The organism is Cyanobium sp. Alchichica 3B3-8F6 (assembly GCF_024346435.1).
Classification (GTDB): Bacteria; Cyanobacteriota; Cyanobacteriia; order PCC-6307; family Cyanobiaceae; genus Cyanobium_A.
Window position 1 is genome coordinate 21,005 of the sequence record NZ_JAGQCZ010000010.1, and the last position, 13,800, is coordinate 34,804.

At 68.1% G+C, this 13,800-nt stretch carries 16 protein-coding genes and 2 tRNA genes; 7 read left to right on the forward strand and 11 right to left on the reverse strand.

The features are described 5' to 3' along the window. Positions 1-13: 13 nt before the first annotated feature. Together KBY65_RS09325 and KBY65_RS09330 are read left to right on the forward strand one after the other, a co-directional pair. Positions 14-193 carry a hypothetical protein gene (locus KBY65_RS09325; RefSeq protein WP_094559691.1) on the forward strand — a complete coding sequence of 60 codons (180 nt, stop codon included), beginning with the start codon at positions 14-16 and terminating at the stop codon, positions 191-193. Positions 194-253: 60 nt separating this feature from the next. Beyond that, entirely contained in the window at positions 254-1,396 is a 1,143-nt protein-coding gene (locus tag KBY65_RS09330; protein ID WP_255001466.1) for an aminotransferase class V-fold PLP-dependent enzyme, read from the forward strand. A gap of 98 nt (positions 1,397-1,494) precedes the next feature. Here KBY65_RS09330 and aqpZ read toward each other — a convergent pair whose 3' ends face one another. From aqpZ to yidD, 4 genes are all read right to left on the reverse strand, one after another. Continuing rightward, positions 1,495-2,235, reverse strand: coding sequence for an aquaporin Z (gene aqpZ, locus KBY65_RS09335; RefSeq protein ID WP_094559690.1), 741 nt, complete (start codon positions 2,233-2,235; stop codon positions 1,495-1,497). A 167-nt stretch (positions 2,236-2,402) separates the two neighbouring features. Beyond that, positions 2,403-3,908 carry a UDP-N-acetylmuramoyl-L-alanyl-D-glutamate--2,6-diaminopimelate ligase gene (locus tag KBY65_RS09340; RefSeq protein WP_255001414.1) on the reverse strand — a complete coding sequence of 502 codons (1,506 nt, stop codon included), beginning with the start codon at positions 3,906-3,908 and terminating at the stop codon, positions 2,403-2,405. Positions 3,909-3,935: 27 nt separating this feature from the next. After that, entirely contained in the window at positions 3,936-4,208 is a 273-nt protein-coding gene (locus KBY65_RS09345; RefSeq protein ID WP_254994739.1) for a glutaredoxin family protein, read from the reverse strand. Next, positions 4,208-4,432, reverse strand: coding sequence for a membrane protein insertion efficiency factor YidD (gene yidD, locus KBY65_RS09350; RefSeq protein ID WP_369802016.1), 225 nt, complete (start codon positions 4,430-4,432; stop codon positions 4,208-4,210). Before yidD ends, KBY65_RS09345 begins: the two co-directional genes overlap by 1 nt. 187 nt (positions 4,433-4,619) lie before the next feature. On the opposite strand from yidD, the gene rpsD reads away from it, so the two are divergent. After that, complete coding sequence (gene rpsD / locus KBY65_RS09355; protein WP_094559687.1) at positions 4,620-5,228, forward strand: 30S ribosomal protein S4; 609 nt, start codon at positions 4,620-4,622, stop codon at positions 5,226-5,228. Positions 5,229-5,291: 63 nt separating this feature from the next. On the opposite strand, the gene KBY65_RS09360 is transcribed toward rpsD, so the two are convergent. The 7 genes from KBY65_RS09360 to KBY65_RS09390 all read right to left on the reverse strand — a co-directional run bounded on the left by KBY65_RS09360 (position 5,292) and on the right by KBY65_RS09390 (position 9,639). Beyond that, on the reverse strand, positions 5,292-5,630 hold the full coding sequence (locus KBY65_RS09360; RefSeq protein ID WP_255001415.1) for a nucleotidyltransferase domain-containing protein: 339 nt from the start codon (positions 5,628-5,630) through the stop codon (positions 5,292-5,294). Between the two features lie 10 nt (positions 5,631-5,640). Continuing rightward, positions 5,641-6,045 (reverse strand): HEPN domain-containing protein, encoded by a 405-nt coding sequence (locus tag KBY65_RS09365; RefSeq protein ID WP_255001416.1) that lies wholly within the window; start codon positions 6,043-6,045, stop codon positions 5,641-5,643. A gap of 4 nt (positions 6,046-6,049) precedes the next feature. Beyond that, complete coding sequence (gene trpC, locus KBY65_RS09370; RefSeq protein WP_255001417.1) at positions 6,050-6,934, reverse strand: indole-3-glycerol phosphate synthase TrpC; 885 nt, start codon at positions 6,932-6,934, stop codon at positions 6,050-6,052. Between the two features lies 1 nt (position 6,935). Further along, complete coding sequence (lpdA, locus tag KBY65_RS09375; protein WP_255001418.1) at positions 6,936-8,426, reverse strand: dihydrolipoyl dehydrogenase; 1,491 nt, start codon at positions 8,424-8,426, stop codon at positions 6,936-6,938. 38 nt (positions 8,427-8,464) lie between these two features. Continuing rightward, positions 8,465-9,298 (reverse strand): TrmH family RNA methyltransferase, encoded by an 834-nt coding sequence (locus tag KBY65_RS09380; protein WP_255001419.1) that lies wholly within the window; start codon positions 9,296-9,298, stop codon positions 8,465-8,467. Position 9,299: 1 nt separating this feature from the next. Beyond that, complete coding sequence (locus tag KBY65_RS09385; RefSeq protein ID WP_094559683.1) at positions 9,300-9,548, reverse strand: hypothetical protein; 249 nt, start codon at positions 9,546-9,548, stop codon at positions 9,300-9,302. Between the two features lie 7 nt (positions 9,549-9,555). Further along, positions 9,556-9,639: transfer RNA gene (locus KBY65_RS09390), tRNA-Leu, on the reverse strand. 141 nt (positions 9,640-9,780) lie between these two features. On the opposite strand from KBY65_RS09390, the gene murA reads away from it, so the two are divergent. The 4 genes from murA to KBY65_RS09410 all read left to right on the forward strand — a co-directional run bounded on the left by murA (position 9,781) and on the right by KBY65_RS09410 (position 13,711). After that, entirely contained in the window at positions 9,781-11,118 is a 1,338-nt protein-coding gene (gene murA, locus KBY65_RS09395; protein WP_254987554.1) for a UDP-N-acetylglucosamine 1-carboxyvinyltransferase, read from the forward strand. 12 nt (positions 11,119-11,130) lie between these two features. Continuing rightward, positions 11,131-11,212, forward strand: a tRNA-Leu gene (locus tag KBY65_RS09400). After that, entirely contained in the window at positions 11,188-12,435 is a 1,248-nt protein-coding gene (locus KBY65_RS09405; RefSeq protein ID WP_255001420.1) for an aspartate aminotransferase family protein, read from the forward strand. Before KBY65_RS09400 ends, KBY65_RS09405 begins: the two co-directional genes overlap by 25 nt. Further along, the gene (locus KBY65_RS09410; protein WP_255001422.1) at positions 12,425-13,711 is read left to right on the forward strand and encodes a bifunctional folylpolyglutamate synthase/dihydrofolate synthase; all 1,287 of its coding nucleotides are present in this window, start codon (positions 12,425-12,427) and stop codon (positions 13,709-13,711) included. The genes KBY65_RS09405 and KBY65_RS09410 overlap by 11 nt, the downstream gene beginning before the upstream one ends. Positions 13,712-13,800 lie beyond the last annotated feature (89 nt).

Here is a 13,800-nt window from a genome sequence, read left to right on the forward strand (position 1 = left end):
CGAGATCCCTGCCGTGCTGCCCAATCCCGCCCCCCGCGATCGCGGCGAACTCACCAGCCAGCTGGCCGTGGCCTGCATCGGTGCTGGCCTGATCACCAGCCTGGCGGTAGCCCAGGGCCAGAACCCCCTCACCGCCCTCGGCATCACCCTGTTTTCGGCCGTGGCGGCTGTGATGGTGGGCCAGGTGCTCTGATCCATTGATGACCCAACCGGATTGACGGCCCAACCGATCGGCCTGGCCTTGCGGGCGCTCATGCCTGCCCTGGCCAACAAGACCTACTTCAATTACGGCGGCCAGGGCCCCCTGCCAACCCCATCGCTGCAGGCGATCACCGCCAGTTGGCAGACGATTCAGGAGTTGGGCCCCTTCACCACGGCCGTGTGGCCTGCGATCGAAGCCACCACTGCCGGCTTGCGCCAGCGGCTCGCCCAGTGGCTAAGGGTACCGGCCCAGCGGCTGGCCTTCACCGAAAACGTCACCTCCGGGTGCGTGCTGCCGCTCTGGGGCCTGCCCTGGCAGGCGGGAGAGAGCCTGCTGATCAGTGACTGCGAGCATCCCGGGGTGGTGGCCGCCTGCCGGGAGCTGGCCCGGCGGCACCAGCTGACGATCGAGTCGTTGACGGTGAGCGATCTCACCGGCAGCCCCGAGCAGGCGGCCACCTCGGTGCAGGAACGCCTGGCGGCGGCCCTCACGCCCCGCACCCGGCTGGTGGTGCTGTCGCACCTGCTCTGGAACACCGGCCAGCGGATGCCGATTGCGGCAGTCGCCGCCCAGCTCAACCGCCACACCAACCAGCCCTGGCTGCTCGTTGACGCTGCGCAGAGCCTGGGGGCGATCCCGGTGGCGGAAGCGGCGGCCGCCGCCGACATCTACGCCTGCACCGGCCACAAGTGGTGTTGCGGCCCCGAGGGTCTCGGCGTCACGGCACTCTCGGCGCGGCTACTGGCGCAGAGCCAGCCCACCCTGATCGGCTGGCGCAGCCTCAGCCACGAAGGCGATGGCTCCAGCGGCTTCCACGCCGATGCCCGCCGCTTTGAGGTGGCCACCTCCTGCATCCCCCTGTTTGCAGGGTTGGATCAGTCCCTTCAACTGCTGGAAGCCGAAGGCACGGAGGGGCAACGCCTTGAGCGGATTCGCGAGCTGGCTGGCCTGCTCTGGCGAGGATTGCAGCAGCTGCCAGAGGTGGAAACCCTGCTGCAGGAGCCCCCGCCAGCCGGCCTGGTGAGCTTCCGGCTGCGCCGAGGGGGTGGTGCTGGCCGCACCGTGCAGCACCTGGGTGAGCAGGGGCTGTGGATTCGCAGCCTCGACGCTCCACCTTGCCTGCGGGCGTGCACCCACATCACCACCACCGCAGCCGAGATCGATCATTTGCTGGCCGCCTTGGCCCTGGTGTAGCCGATCAAGCCCCGCGCCAGACAAGCGCACAAAAAAAGGGGCTTACGCCCCTTCTGATCTTGCCTTGATGCTCCACCCATCAAAGTGGAGCCCGCGGCTTAGGAAACCTCCTCGCTGAAGACGTTGCGGTAGACCCAGCCGGCCAGAAGCGCGCCCACAATCGGGGCCAACCAGAACAGCCACAGCTGACCAACCGCCTCACCGCCAACCCACAGGGCCACTCCGGTGCTGCGGGCGGGGTTCACTGAGGTATTGGTGACAGGGATGCTGATCATGTGGATCAGGGCCAGAGTGAGGCCGATGGCGGCACCCGCGAAGCCGACAGGTGCCAGACGATCAGTGGCCCCAATGATCACCAGCAGGAAGAAGAAGGTGAGCACCAGCTCCACAATCAGAGCAGCCCAGAAGCCGTAGCCACCTGGGGAGTGGGCGCCCCAGCCGTTGGTGGCCAGCGGGTTGCTGCCCGCCATCACCAGATCAAAGGCAGGGCCACCGGCCACCACCAACTTGATGAAACCGCCAGCCAAGACACCGCCGATCACCTGGGCCACGATGTAAGGCAGCAGCTCGGCGCCCTTCATGCGGCCACTGGCCCAGAGGCCGAAGCTCACCGCGGGATTCAAATGGCATCCGGAGATATGGCCGATCGCGTAGGCCATGGTCACCACCGTGAGACCGAAGGCCAGTGACACACCCAGAAAGCCCAGGCCAAAGGGGTTGCCGGGGGCGATGTCGGCACCGGTGAGATAGGGGAAGTTGGCCGCAATTGCGGCACTGCCGCAACCACCAAGCACCAGCCAAAACGTACCAAAAGCTTCCGCGAGAAGCTTTTTACCCATGGGGACTGAAGACGCCACAGAGTCTCAATAAACAGCCCTCGAAAGTTATCTCCATCTGCCAGACAAGCCAGGATTCGCAACGGTTTCGACGCACTGTTCAACACAGGATGTCCGATCTACGCAGAAGTGTGCAATAAGCGCTGCAGCCTGCGGCGGATCGAGCGGATCTAACCATGTCGCCGCGCCCTCAGGGCCTTTTCGGCCTCCTCCCGGTCGTCAAAGTGCACCTTGGTGGTGCCGAGGATCTGGTAGTCCTCGTGGCCCTTGCCGGCGATGAGCACCAGGTCTCCCGCTGTGGCGCCAGCAATGGCGGCCGCGATCGCGGTGGCCCGATCCCCTTCCACGTCGTGGGGGCTGCCGGCAGGAATGCCGGCCACCACATCGGCCAGGATCTGCGCGGGGTCTTCGGTGCGGGGGTTGTCGGAGGTAACCACCACCTGATCAGCCAGCCGCGCCGCGATCGCGCCCATCTGGGGGCGCTTGCTGCGGTCGCGGTCGCCGCCGCAGCCAAACACGCAGATCAACCGGCCGCGGGTGAAGGGGCGGCAGGCCGCCAGGGCATTGTCCAGGCCGTCGGGGGTGTGGGCGTAATCCACCAGCACCGCCGGGGAGCCATCACCATCACCCACCACCACCCGCTCCATGCGACCGGGCACGCCGCGGAAGCTGGCCAGGCCCTGGAGCAGCAACTCCAGCGGCAGCTGCTGCTGGAGTAACACCCCCACGGCCTGCAACAGGTTCATCAGGTTGAAGCGGCCCACCAGGGGCGAGTGAAAGGCCCCTTCCCCGGCCGGGCTCACCAGCAGCCCGCGCACGCCATCGGCCCCCAGCTCCAGATCCCGAATCGTGAGCTCGGCGCCGCTGTCTTGCAGGGAACTGCGCCAGCAACGCTCACCCAGCCGGCCGCGAAGGCGCTGGGCCAGCTGGACGCCCCAGGGATCATCGCCATTCACCACCGCCCCGCCCGCCAGCAGCGGCTCGGCAAACAGCTGCGCCTTGGCCTCGAAGTAGGCCTGCATCGAGGGGTGGTAATCGAGGTGGTCCTGGGTGAGGTTGGTGAACACCGCCCCGGCGAAGCGGCAGCCCGCCACCCGCTGCTGGTCGAGGGCATGGGAACTCACCTCCATCGCCCCGATCTGGGCACCGGCCTCCACCGCCTGGGCCAGCTGGGCCTGTAGCAGATCGGCAAAGGCGGTGGTGTGCTGGGCGGTCACGCTCTGACCGGGCCAGCGGTTCACCAGGGTGCCGAACAGGGCCGCCGGCCGGCCGGCATGGGCGGCCAGATGCTCGATCAGGTGGGTGGTGGTGGTTTTGCCGTTGGTGCCGGTGACTCCGATCAAGGCCAGGCGCCGACTCGGTTGAGCCCAGAACGCCGCCGCCAGCAAGCCAGCCCAGCGCGCCAACGGCTCCGGGGCGATCAGCACCGCGTCGTCGGGCCCCGGGGGCTGGGCCGCCGCCGCCGCTGCGCTGATCACAGCCGCCGCCGCCCCCGCCTGCAGCGCCTGGGGCCAAAAACAGCCCCCATCCACCTGGGTGCCCGGCAGCCCCACAAACAAGGTGCCCCGGCCCACGCGGCGGGAATCACAACTGATGCCGCTCACCTCCCGATTGGGCACCCCCGCTGGCAGCTCCAAACCCACCTCCCGCAGGACCGGATGGAGCAGCTGGGTCATGGCACCGGATCAGCGAATGGCGCCTTTCTAAGCGTCCTGATCCGAAAAGCCGTGCTTCTGCAACCAAACCCGCAGGCTGGTGCCGGCCAGCCGTGGTGGCACCCGCGGCAGCACCTGCTCCCCGTCGGGCGAGCGCAGCAGCAACAGCGGCACCTCCAGGCCAAAGCGGGCCTGCAAAGCGGGATCGCCATCGACATCGATCAGCTCGATCGCCAGGGGCGGCTCGAGGGCCCGCAACTTCTCGGCCAGGCCCTCACACAGGCAGCAGCCCTGACGGGTCATCAACACCAGAGCGGGCATCAGTCGGGAACGGGATCGCAGCCGCAGGGGGTGAAGGGGTGGCAGCGCAGCAACCGGCGCAGGGTAAGCCAGCTGCCCCGCCAGGGGCCATGGCGGCTGATGGCCTCGAGGCCATAGGCGCTGCAGCTGGGGATGAAGCGGCAGCGGGGGCCCAGCAGCGGCGAGATCCACTGGCGATACACGCCGATCAGAGCCAGCAACAGCATCGCCAGCCATCGCTCCAACGGCCCAGCCGCGCCGGCACCAACCGAGGCGAGACCCGGCTCGGGCTGCAAGCCGAGCTGGTGCGGCCCAACCGATAAGATCGACCGTTGGCGCGGCAAAGCTCAGGCCTGCGGAACTCTCCCAGCATGCTCGATGCCGCAGCGCCATGGGGCCATCCCGGCTCCCTCCGTCCTTCGAACTCGTTTCATGTCTCGCTACCGCGGCCCTCGCCTGAGGATTACGCGGCGCTTGGGAGACCTTCCCGGTCTCACCCGTAAGTCCGCCAAGCGGTCTTATCCCCCCGGTCAGCACGGCCAAGCCCGTCGCAAGCGCTCCGAATACGCCATCCGCCTCGAAGAGAAGCAGAAGCTTCGCTTCAACTACGGCATCTCCGAGCGACAGCTCGTGCGCTACGTGAAGAAAGCGCGCGCCCAGGAGGGTTCCACCGGAACCAACCTGCTGAAACTGCTCGAGAACCGCCTCGACAACATTTGCTTCCGCCTGGGTTTCGGCCCCACCGTGCCCGGCGCCCGCCAGCTGGTAAACCATGGCCACGTGACCGTGAACGGCCGCGTTGTGGACATCCCCAGCTTCCAGTGCAAGGCCGGCGACGTCGTCGCCATCCGCGAGCGCAAGCAGAGCAAGAAATTGGCTGAAGGCAACCTGGAATTCCCAGGTTTGGCCAACATCCCGCCCCACCTCGAGCTCGACAAGAACAAGCAGGTGGCCAAGGTGATCAGCAAGTGCGAACGCGAGTGGGTCGCCCTCGAGATCAACGAACTGCTGGTGGTGGAGTTTTACTCCCGCAAGGTCTGATCGCGCCGGCCATCGCGCCACGTCCATCAACCGATTCAGCCCGGCCCCAAAAGCCGGGCTTTTTCATGGGGTGCTGCGGGTCCAGACCCAGCGGCAATCCCGCTGCAGAGCCGAGGCCATGGCGGCCTTCGCTGAATCTTCGCCAGCAGAAGAGGCCAGCAACTGCTCCAGCTCCGCAGTGGTGAGCACCAGGGCATCGCAGCTCAGGGGCAACTGCTCAAAGGGCCACTGGCGGTAGCGCAGCGTCTGCGGGCCCGTAGCCGCTTGATCCACCAGCAGCAGATCCAGGTCGCTGCCCACGCCGGCATCACCCCGCCCATAGCTGCCGTACACGCCCACCTTCTGCAGGGTCGGATTGCTGCAGGCCTGCTGAGCTGCCCAACGCTCCACTGCCTCGAGCACAACCCGGGGCTCAGGCCATCTGAGCAGCGATTGCGTCAACGAGCGCACGGGCATGGCTGAGGGCATCGCGACTTTGCAGGTGGCCGAAGTGATCACTCGGGGCCCCATCGGGAAGACTATCGGGATAGCGCGTGGGGATGTAGAGCGCATCGAGAATGCGCAGCCGCTCCACCAACTCGGGTAGACCCGCTTCCATCCGCTCCTGGAGGGCATCCGGAAGATCCCGGAACAACCGGCCCAGGCCATGGCCCCAGGCCTGCTGACCATGCGAGAGATGCAGACCCTTCAGGGCTTTCTCAACAGCCTGATGGGTGGCAAAACAGGCCCACTCATGGTGCCCATGACCGGCACTCACCAGCGCCATGGCCAGGTCCTGGTTCGCCTGGCTCAGCCAGTCAGCAGCGCGATTAGCCACAGTCCTACCCCCCAATCAGTGCCTCAAGAGCAGCCGTCACATCGGCCTGGCGCATCAGGGATTCGCCCACCAGCACCGCATCGGCGCCGGCGCCCTGCACCCGATCGAGGTCGTCACGCGTGACCAGCCCCGACTCGCTCACCAGCAGGCAGCCCTTGGCACGGATCTGCTCGCCGTAGGTGGCGGTGAGCCGCTCGGTGGCGGCCAGATCGGTGTGGAAGGTGGCCAGATCGCGGTTGTTGATGCCAATCAGCTGCACCCCATCGAGGGCTAGCACCCGCTCCAGCTCCTCGGCATCGTGCACCTCCACCAGCACCGTCAGACCCAGGGCCTTGGCCACCTTGAGCAGGTAGGCCATGTCCACATCGGTGAGGATCGCCGCGATCAGCAGGGCGGCATCGGCGCCGGCGGCCCGGGCCTGATACAGCTGATAGGGGCTGAGGATGAAGTCCTTGCAGAGCAGGGGCAACTCCACCACCTGGCGCACCTGCACCAGCACCTCAAAGCCCCCCTGAAAAAACTGTTTATCGGTGAGCACCGACAGGCAGCTGGCACCACCGGCGGCATAGCCCCTGGCGATGGCCTCCGGATCAAAATCCTCGCGGATCACCCCCTTGCTGGGGCTGGCCTTCTTCACCTCGGCGATCACCGCCGGCTTGCGGCAGCTGGCCCGCAGGGCCGCCAGAAAATCGCGGGGCGCCGGCAGCTCGGCCACCTGCTGCTTGAGCTTCTCCAGGGGCACCCGCTCGCGGGCGGAGGCCACCTCCCGGTCTTTCTCCCAAACGATCTTCTCAAGAATGTGGCGCGGTTCGCCCTCCTCATGGCGGATGGCGTATTCGAGGAAGGCCACCTTCACCTTGGGATTCGGGGGCCGGCGACGGAACTCCATCTCAGCCACCCACCGCGACGGGAGTCAGTGCAGCAGCGGCCTGCTTGTAGGCCACTTCCACCACCTCACTGAGGGTGGGGTGGGTGTGCACTTCATTGGCGAGCTGGGTGACGCTCTGGCGGCGCGCCACGGCGTTGGCGATCTCCTGGATCAGATCCGCCGCATGCAGGCCGTAGATGTGGGCGCCGAGCACCTCACCGGTGCTCTTGTTGAACAGCAGCTTCATCAGGCCATCGCTCTCCAGCTCGGCCAGGGCCTTGGAATTGGCCTTGAAGTAGCTGCGCACCACCCCCAGCTCAAAGCCGTCCTTGGCCGCCAGCGCTTTGGCATCGGCCTCGCTTAGGCCCACCGAGCTGATCTCCGGATGGGTGAAGGTGGCCGCCGGAATCGAGCGGTAGTCGATCGGGCGGGGGTGACCCAGGATGTTGTCGATCGCCACGGTGCCCTGGGCCGCAGCGGTGTGGGCCAGCATCATCTTGCCGGTCACATCACCCACGGCCCACAGGTGCGGCACGGGCTCGCCGCCCGCCAGCACCCGCATGTGATCGTCCACCGGGATGAAGCCGCGCTCGGTGTCCACCCCCACCGCCGCCAGGTTGAGCGCGGCGCTGCTCGGCACCCGGCCGGTGGCCACCAGCACCGCATCCACCTCCAGGGTTTCCACCAGCTCCTTGGTGGCCATGTCGGCCAGCTCGATTTTCACCGGGCAGCCCGGCGTCACCTTACGGGCCAGCAGGCCAGCGCGGGCATCGATGTCGCGGCCATCGATCAGCTTGCGGGCGGCCAATTTGGCGATGTCGGGATCGAAGGTGGGCATCACCCGATCCAGGGCCTCGATCATCGTCACTTCACAGCCCAGGGCCGTGTACACATCGGCAAATTCCAGGCCGATGTAGCCGCTGCCGATGATCGCCAGCCAACGGGGCAGCCACTCCAGGCTCACGGCCTCGTCGCTGGTGAACACGGTGCGGCCGTCGGTTTCAATGCCGCGGGGCACGAAGGGCTCCGAGCCGGTGGCGAGGATCACGTCGCGGGCGCTGTAGGTGCGCTCCACGCCGCTGCCACTCTCACGCACGGTCACCTGCTGGTGGCCCGCCAGCCGGCCGCTGCCCCGCAGGATCGTGGCGCCGGCGCGCTCGAGAGTTTTGGTGAGGTTGGTGCGGATCGTGGCCACCAGCTGGTTGGCATGGTCAGCGATCTTCTGGCGCTCAAAGCGCACCGGGGCGGCGTGGATGCCGAAGCCGGCCAGGTGCTCGGCGTCGGCCAGCTCCCGCACCCGGCCGCTGGCGGCCAGCAGGGCCTTGGAGGGCACGCAGCCGCGGTTCACGCAGGTGCCGCCCATATCGCGCGATTCCACGATCGCCACCTTCAGCCCGTGCTCCGCGGCGTGCTTGGCCGCGTCAAAGCCGCCGTAACCGGCGCCGACAACAATCACGTCGTAATCGAAGCTCGAGCCATCAAAACGCGATCCGTGGAGGGGGGCGTCGCTCACCGGGCAGCCGTGCAGTTGTTGGCAAGCATTCTCCCCCGTCAGGCTCCGACGCGCTGCCGCAGGCGCTCGAGCAGCAGGGGGGCCGCCGCCACCGCCACATTCAGCGACTCCACCACCGCGCTGTGGGGGATCGTGACCCGCTGGTTGGCCAGGGCTTCCAGCTGGGGCGACACGCCGCCCCCCTCGCTGCCGAGCAACAACACCGTGGGGCGAGTCCAGTCGAGCTGCCAGTAGGGCAGCGGCGCCACCGGCCCGGCCCCCGGCCGAACGGCCACCACCACCTGGGATCCCGCCGCCGCGGCCGCCGCCAGCCGCCCCGCCAGATCCGCCCGGCTCTCGCGCCACAGCGGCAGGGCCAGGGCTGCACCGGCCGAGGCACGCAGCACCTTGGGCTGGAAAGGGTCGGCCCCATCGGCCATCCACAAGCTCTCCACCCCAGCCGCCAGGGCGGTGCGCATCAACGTGCCGAGGTTGCCCGGATCCTGCAAGCCATCGAGGGCCAGCACGAAGGGAGCTGGAGCGGCAGCCGCCGGCGCGGGAGCGGGCGGAGCCACGGTCAACACAACGCCATCGGGATGCTGGGTGGTGGCCACCGCCTCCAGCACCTCCTGGCTCACCTCGCGGCAGATGCAGCCGGGCGGCAGGGCCGCCACCTGGGCGCCGTGGTCGGCGAGCCAGGCAGCCGTGGCCAGCAGATCGCGCGGCTGGAGCTGCAACCGCAGCACCTCCTGAAGCAGGTGGGTGCCCTCCAGCAGCAACAACCCCTCCTGACGCCGACCGCGGGCGTCGTGGAGCAACCGCAGCCGCTTGACCAGTGGATTGCGGCGGCTGGTGATCGTCTCAGCGAGGCACAGCCCAGGGCTGGGAACCACGTCAGAAGGTGTGGTGGCGCCGGACGCGCAGGCCATCGTGCATCACCAGCTCCTTCTCCTCCATCTCGAGACCTCGCACCGAAGCCACCTCGCCTTTGAGACCTTCGGCCTGGAGGTTTTCAACCAGCTTTTTCAAAACAATGTCCTCGATGGTCGACTGATCGAGAGCATCGGGAGTGAGACTCTCAAGAAACTTGCCGAGCTTCGAGGCCATCACCTCAGAGGCATTGGTGATCTTGAGGACAATCATAAAAAAGTGCGGATGGGGAGACTTGAACTCCCACGACATTGCTGCCACTAGTACCTGAAACTAGCGCGTCTACCAATTCCGCCACATCCGCGTGGCCGCCGCCGCAGCGACTGGGAAAACATACGCCATCGAGGGTCCTCCCCGGCCGTTCAAGCCAGTTTGGTCGGCGGCTGTCTAGACGGTCTCATCATTTGTTGTCAAGATGCGTCGGCAAGAGCTGGGCAGTCGCTCCATGGGTTTGATCGCTGTCCAGTCCAACTTTCAGTCTCAGGTGGTTTTCAGCCCCCAGCTGGAAATCTCTGGTGGCCGCAAGCTGTCTGGGGAGCTGCAGGTGAGTGGCGCCAAGAACTCAGCCCTGGTGCTGATGGCGGCCTGCCTGCTCAGCCGCGACACGATCCGGCTGCGCAATGTGCCGCCCCTCACTGACATCTCCGCCATGGCCGAGATGCTCGGCAGCCTCGGGGGCCAGGTGTTGCGCCAGAGCGACTGCCTCGAGCTCAATGGCGACGCCATCAACAACTCCACGGCGCCCTACGAGCTGGTGAACAGCCTGCGGGCCAGCTTCTTCTGCATCGGGCCGCTGCTGGCCCGGATGGGCATGGCCAAGGTGCCCCTGCCCGGTGGCTGCCAGATCGGCACCCGGCCCGTGGTGGAGCATGTCAAGGGGCTGAAGGCCCTCGGTGCTCAGGTGACGATTGAGCACGGGGTCGTCACCGCCGTCGTGCCAGGTCGTGGGCATCGCCTCACCGGCGGCCGCATCCACATGGACTGCCCCAGCGTCGGCGCGACCGAGACGTTGATGATGGCCGCCGTGCTCGCCGATGGCGAGACGGTGATCGACAACGCCGCCCTGGAGCCGGAGGTGGTGGATCTGGCCGGGCTGCTGATCGCCATGGGCGCCAAGGTGCGCGGCGCTGGCACGCCCACCATCACGATCGTGGGCGTCGAGCGTCTCCACGGCGCCGACTACGCCGTGATCCCCGATCGCATCGAAGCCGGCACCTTCCTGCTGGCCGCCGCCATCACCCGCTCCCACCTGCGGATCGCCCCCATCATCCCCGACCACCTCGGCGCGGTGCTCACCAAGCTGGAGGAGGCGGGCTGCACCCTGGAGCACGACGGCATCGGCCTCACCCTCAAAGCCGATCACATCAATGCTGTTGACCTGCGCACCCAACCCTTCCCCGGCTTTCCCACCGACCTGCAGGCGCCATTCATGAGCCTGCTGGCCACGGCCCAGGGCACCAGCGTGATCACCGAGAACATCTTCGAAAACCGCCTGCAGCACGTGGCGGAGCTGCAGCGCATGGGGGCCGCCATTCGCATGCAGGGCAACACCGCCTTCGTTGAAGGAGTGGCCCGGCTCAGCGGTGCGCCGGTGCAGGGCACCGATCTGCGGGCCTCCGCCGCCATGGTGCTGGCGGGCCTGGCCGCCGAAGGCATCACCACGGTGCGGGGGCTGGAGTTCCTCGACCGCGGCTACGCCAACCTCGAAGCTAAACTCAATGCGGCCGGCGCCTGCATCCAGCGTGTTAGCGGTGCACCAAACAGCACCAGCATTGCCGCGTAAGCTCTCCACTGCGGGAGCGTGCCGGAATTGGTAGACGGACTCGACTCAAAATCGAGCGCCTTCGGGCATGTGGGTTCGAGTCCCACCGCTCCCATCTCGCCGGTCATGGACACCTATGCCCGCTTCCCGATCAGCCTCACCCGGGGCCGGGGTGTGTGGGTGTGGGACAGCAGCGGCAAGCGCTACCTCGACTGCGTGGCCGGCATCGCGGTCTGCACCCTCGGCCACAGCGACGGCCGGATGAAGCGGGCCCTGAGCCGGCAGCTGGGCAAGCTCCAGCACGTCTCCAACCTGTATCGCATTCCTGAGCAGGAGGAGCTGGCGGCGGCGATCACCGCCAGCAGCTGTCTGGATCGGGTGTTCTTCTGCAACTCCGGAGCTGAAGCCAATGAGGCCGCCATCAAATTGGCGCGCAAGCACGGCAACACGGTCCGCGGCATCAACACCGCGGGCGGCATTCCCGGCGGCGAGCACAGCCCCCTGATCCTCACCGCCCAGGCCAGTTTCCACGGCCGCACCCTGGCGGCCGTCACCGCCACCGGCCAGCCCAAATACCACCAGGGCTTTGAGCCGATGGTGCAGGGCTTCCGCTACTTCCCCTACAACGACACCGCCGCCTTTGAAACCCTGCTGGCCAGCAGCGAGGCGCAGGGTCCGCGGGTGGCGGCCGTGCTGCTGGAGCCGATCCAGGGCGAGGGCGGTGTGCACCCGGGCAACCGCGCCTTCTTCCAGCGGGTGCGGGAGCTCTGCGACGCCCACAACATCCTGCTGATCTTCGACGAGGTGCAGATCGGCGTCGGCCGCAGCGGCCAGCTCTGGGGCTACGAGCAGCTGGGCGTGGAGCCCGATGCGATCACCCTGGCCAAGGGACTGGGCGGCGGCATCCCGATCGGCGCCCTGGCGGTGAAGGCGAAGGCAGATCACTTCCGCCCCGGCGAGCACGCCAGCACCTTCGGCGGCAACCCCTTCGCCTGCCGGGCCGGCCTCACGGTGCTGGCTGAACTCGAGCGCCGCAAGCTGGTCAGCCACGTGCAGCGGATGGGAGAACTGCTGCAGGAGCTGCTGGCCGAGCTGGTGAGCCGCCACCCCACCCTGCTGGAGGGGGTGCGCGGCTGGGGGCTGCTGCAGGGCCTGGTGCTGCGTGCCGAGGCCCCGAGCGCCCCCGAAATCGTCAAGGCCGCGATGGAGCAGGGCCTGCTGCTGGTCCCCGCCGGACCCCAAGTGGTGCGCTTCGTGCCGCCGCTGGTGATCCAGCCCCGCCACCTGCGCCTGGCGGTGGATCGCCTCGAGCGGGCCCTCACCAGCCTTGGTTGCTGAAACAGCCTTGGCCGCTGAGCCCGACCCCTTCGCCGACCTGATCGAGCCCTTCAGCCGCCGCGGCGTCGACCTGGGGCTCGATCGCCTGCAGGCCGCCCTGGCCGAGCTGGGCCATCCCGAGCGCCGCTTCGCCGCCGTGCAGGTTGCCGGCACCAACGGCAAGGGCTCGATCTGCACCCTGGTGCACCAGGCGCTGCTGGCCGCTGGCATCCGCGCTGGCCTCTACACCTCGCCCCACCTGGTGAGCTGGACCGAGCGCATCCGCCTGGGCGACGCCCCGATCGCCGCGCCGGATCTGCGCCGGCACCTGGAAACCGCCACGCCGGTCGCCCAACGCCACCAGCTCACGCCGTTTGAGCTGGTCACCGCCGCGGCCTTTCTGGCCTTTGCGGAAGTGAACTGTGAGCTGGTGGTGCTGGAGGTGGGACTCGGGGGCCGGCTCGATGCCACCACCTGCCATCCCCACCGGCCCGTAATCGGCTTTGCCTCGGTGGGGCTCGACCACGCCGAGTTCTTAGGGCCGGATCCAGCCCACATTGCCGCCGAAAAAGCGGGCGTGCTCCAGCCGGGCGCCGTGGCCGTCAGCGCCCCCCAGAGCCCCGAGGTGGCCGCGGTGTTGAACGCCCGGGCGGCGGCGGTGGGGGCCGAGCTGCGCTGGCTGGAGCCACTCGATCTGGAGCGCTGGCCCCTGGGGCTGCCGGGGGCCGTGCAGGCGAGCAACGGGGCCGTGGCGTTGGGGATGCTGCGGGCCCTGGCGGAGCAGGGCTGGCCGGTCAGCGAGGCCGCCATCCGGCAGGGCTTCGCCGCCGCCCGCTGGCCCGGCCGGCTGCAACAGCTGATCTGGCGCAGCCAGCCCCTGCTGCTCGATGGGGCCCACAACCTGCCCGCCGCCCTCGCCCTGCGCAGCGAACTCGACGCCCATCCCGAGCGCCACGGCCTAGCCCCCGGCCCCCGCCACTGGGTGCTGGGCATGCTGGCCAACAAGCAGGGGCCGGCCATCCTCGAAGCGCTGCTGGCCCCCCACGACCGCGCCTGGATTGTGCCGGTGCCGGGCCACGCCAGCTGGAGCGCCACCAGCCTCAGCAGCGCCCTCGCCGCCCACACCGACCGAGGAGCGGTGCTGGTGGATCAGCTGGAGACGGCGCCGGATCTCACCAGCGCCCTAACAGCCGCAGCGACAGCCGCAGCAGCCCCGCGGCTGATCGTGGCGGGCTCCCTCTATTTGGTAGGCCATCTGCTGGGGAGTGACCCTCCGGCGCAGAACGGTCCAGAGTGAAGCTCCCGGCTCCCTTCGCCTTGGCCCACCCACTGCAGCGCCTGTTGCTCGACCCGTTGGGGCGCCTGTTTCACATCCTGTTTCACAAA

What these genes read in the sequence shown, in the direction of transcription:
- KBY65_RS09330 (WP_255001466.1), top strand. Translation starts at nt 254, where the DNA reads ATGCCTGCCCTGGCCAACAAGACCTACTTCAATTACGGCGGCCAGGGC.
- aqpZ (WP_094559690.1), bottom strand. Translation starts at nt 2,235, where the DNA reads ATGGGTAAAAAGCTTCTCGCGGAAGCTTTTGGTACGTTTTGGCTGGTG.
- KBY65_RS09340 (WP_255001414.1), bottom strand. Translation starts at nt 3,908, where the DNA reads ATGACCCAGCTGCTCCATCCGGTCCTGCGGGAGGTGGGTTTGGAGCTG.
- KBY65_RS09345 (WP_254994739.1), bottom strand. Translation starts at nt 4,208, where the DNA reads ATGCCCGCTCTGGTGTTGATGACCCGTCAGGGCTGCTGCCTGTGTGAG.
- rpsD (WP_094559687.1), top strand. Translation starts at nt 4,620, where the DNA reads ATGTCTCGCTACCGCGGCCCTCGCCTGAGGATTACGCGGCGCTTGGGA.
- trpC (WP_255001417.1), bottom strand. Translation starts at nt 6,934, where the DNA reads ATGGAGTTCCGTCGCCGGCCCCCGAATCCCAAGGTGAAGGTGGCCTTC.
- KBY65_RS09385 (WP_094559683.1), bottom strand. Translation starts at nt 9,548, where the DNA reads ATGATTGTCCTCAAGATCACCAATGCCTCTGAGGTGATGGCCTCGAAG.
- murA (WP_254987554.1), top strand. Translation starts at nt 9,781, where the DNA reads ATGGGTTTGATCGCTGTCCAGTCCAACTTTCAGTCTCAGGTGGTTTTC.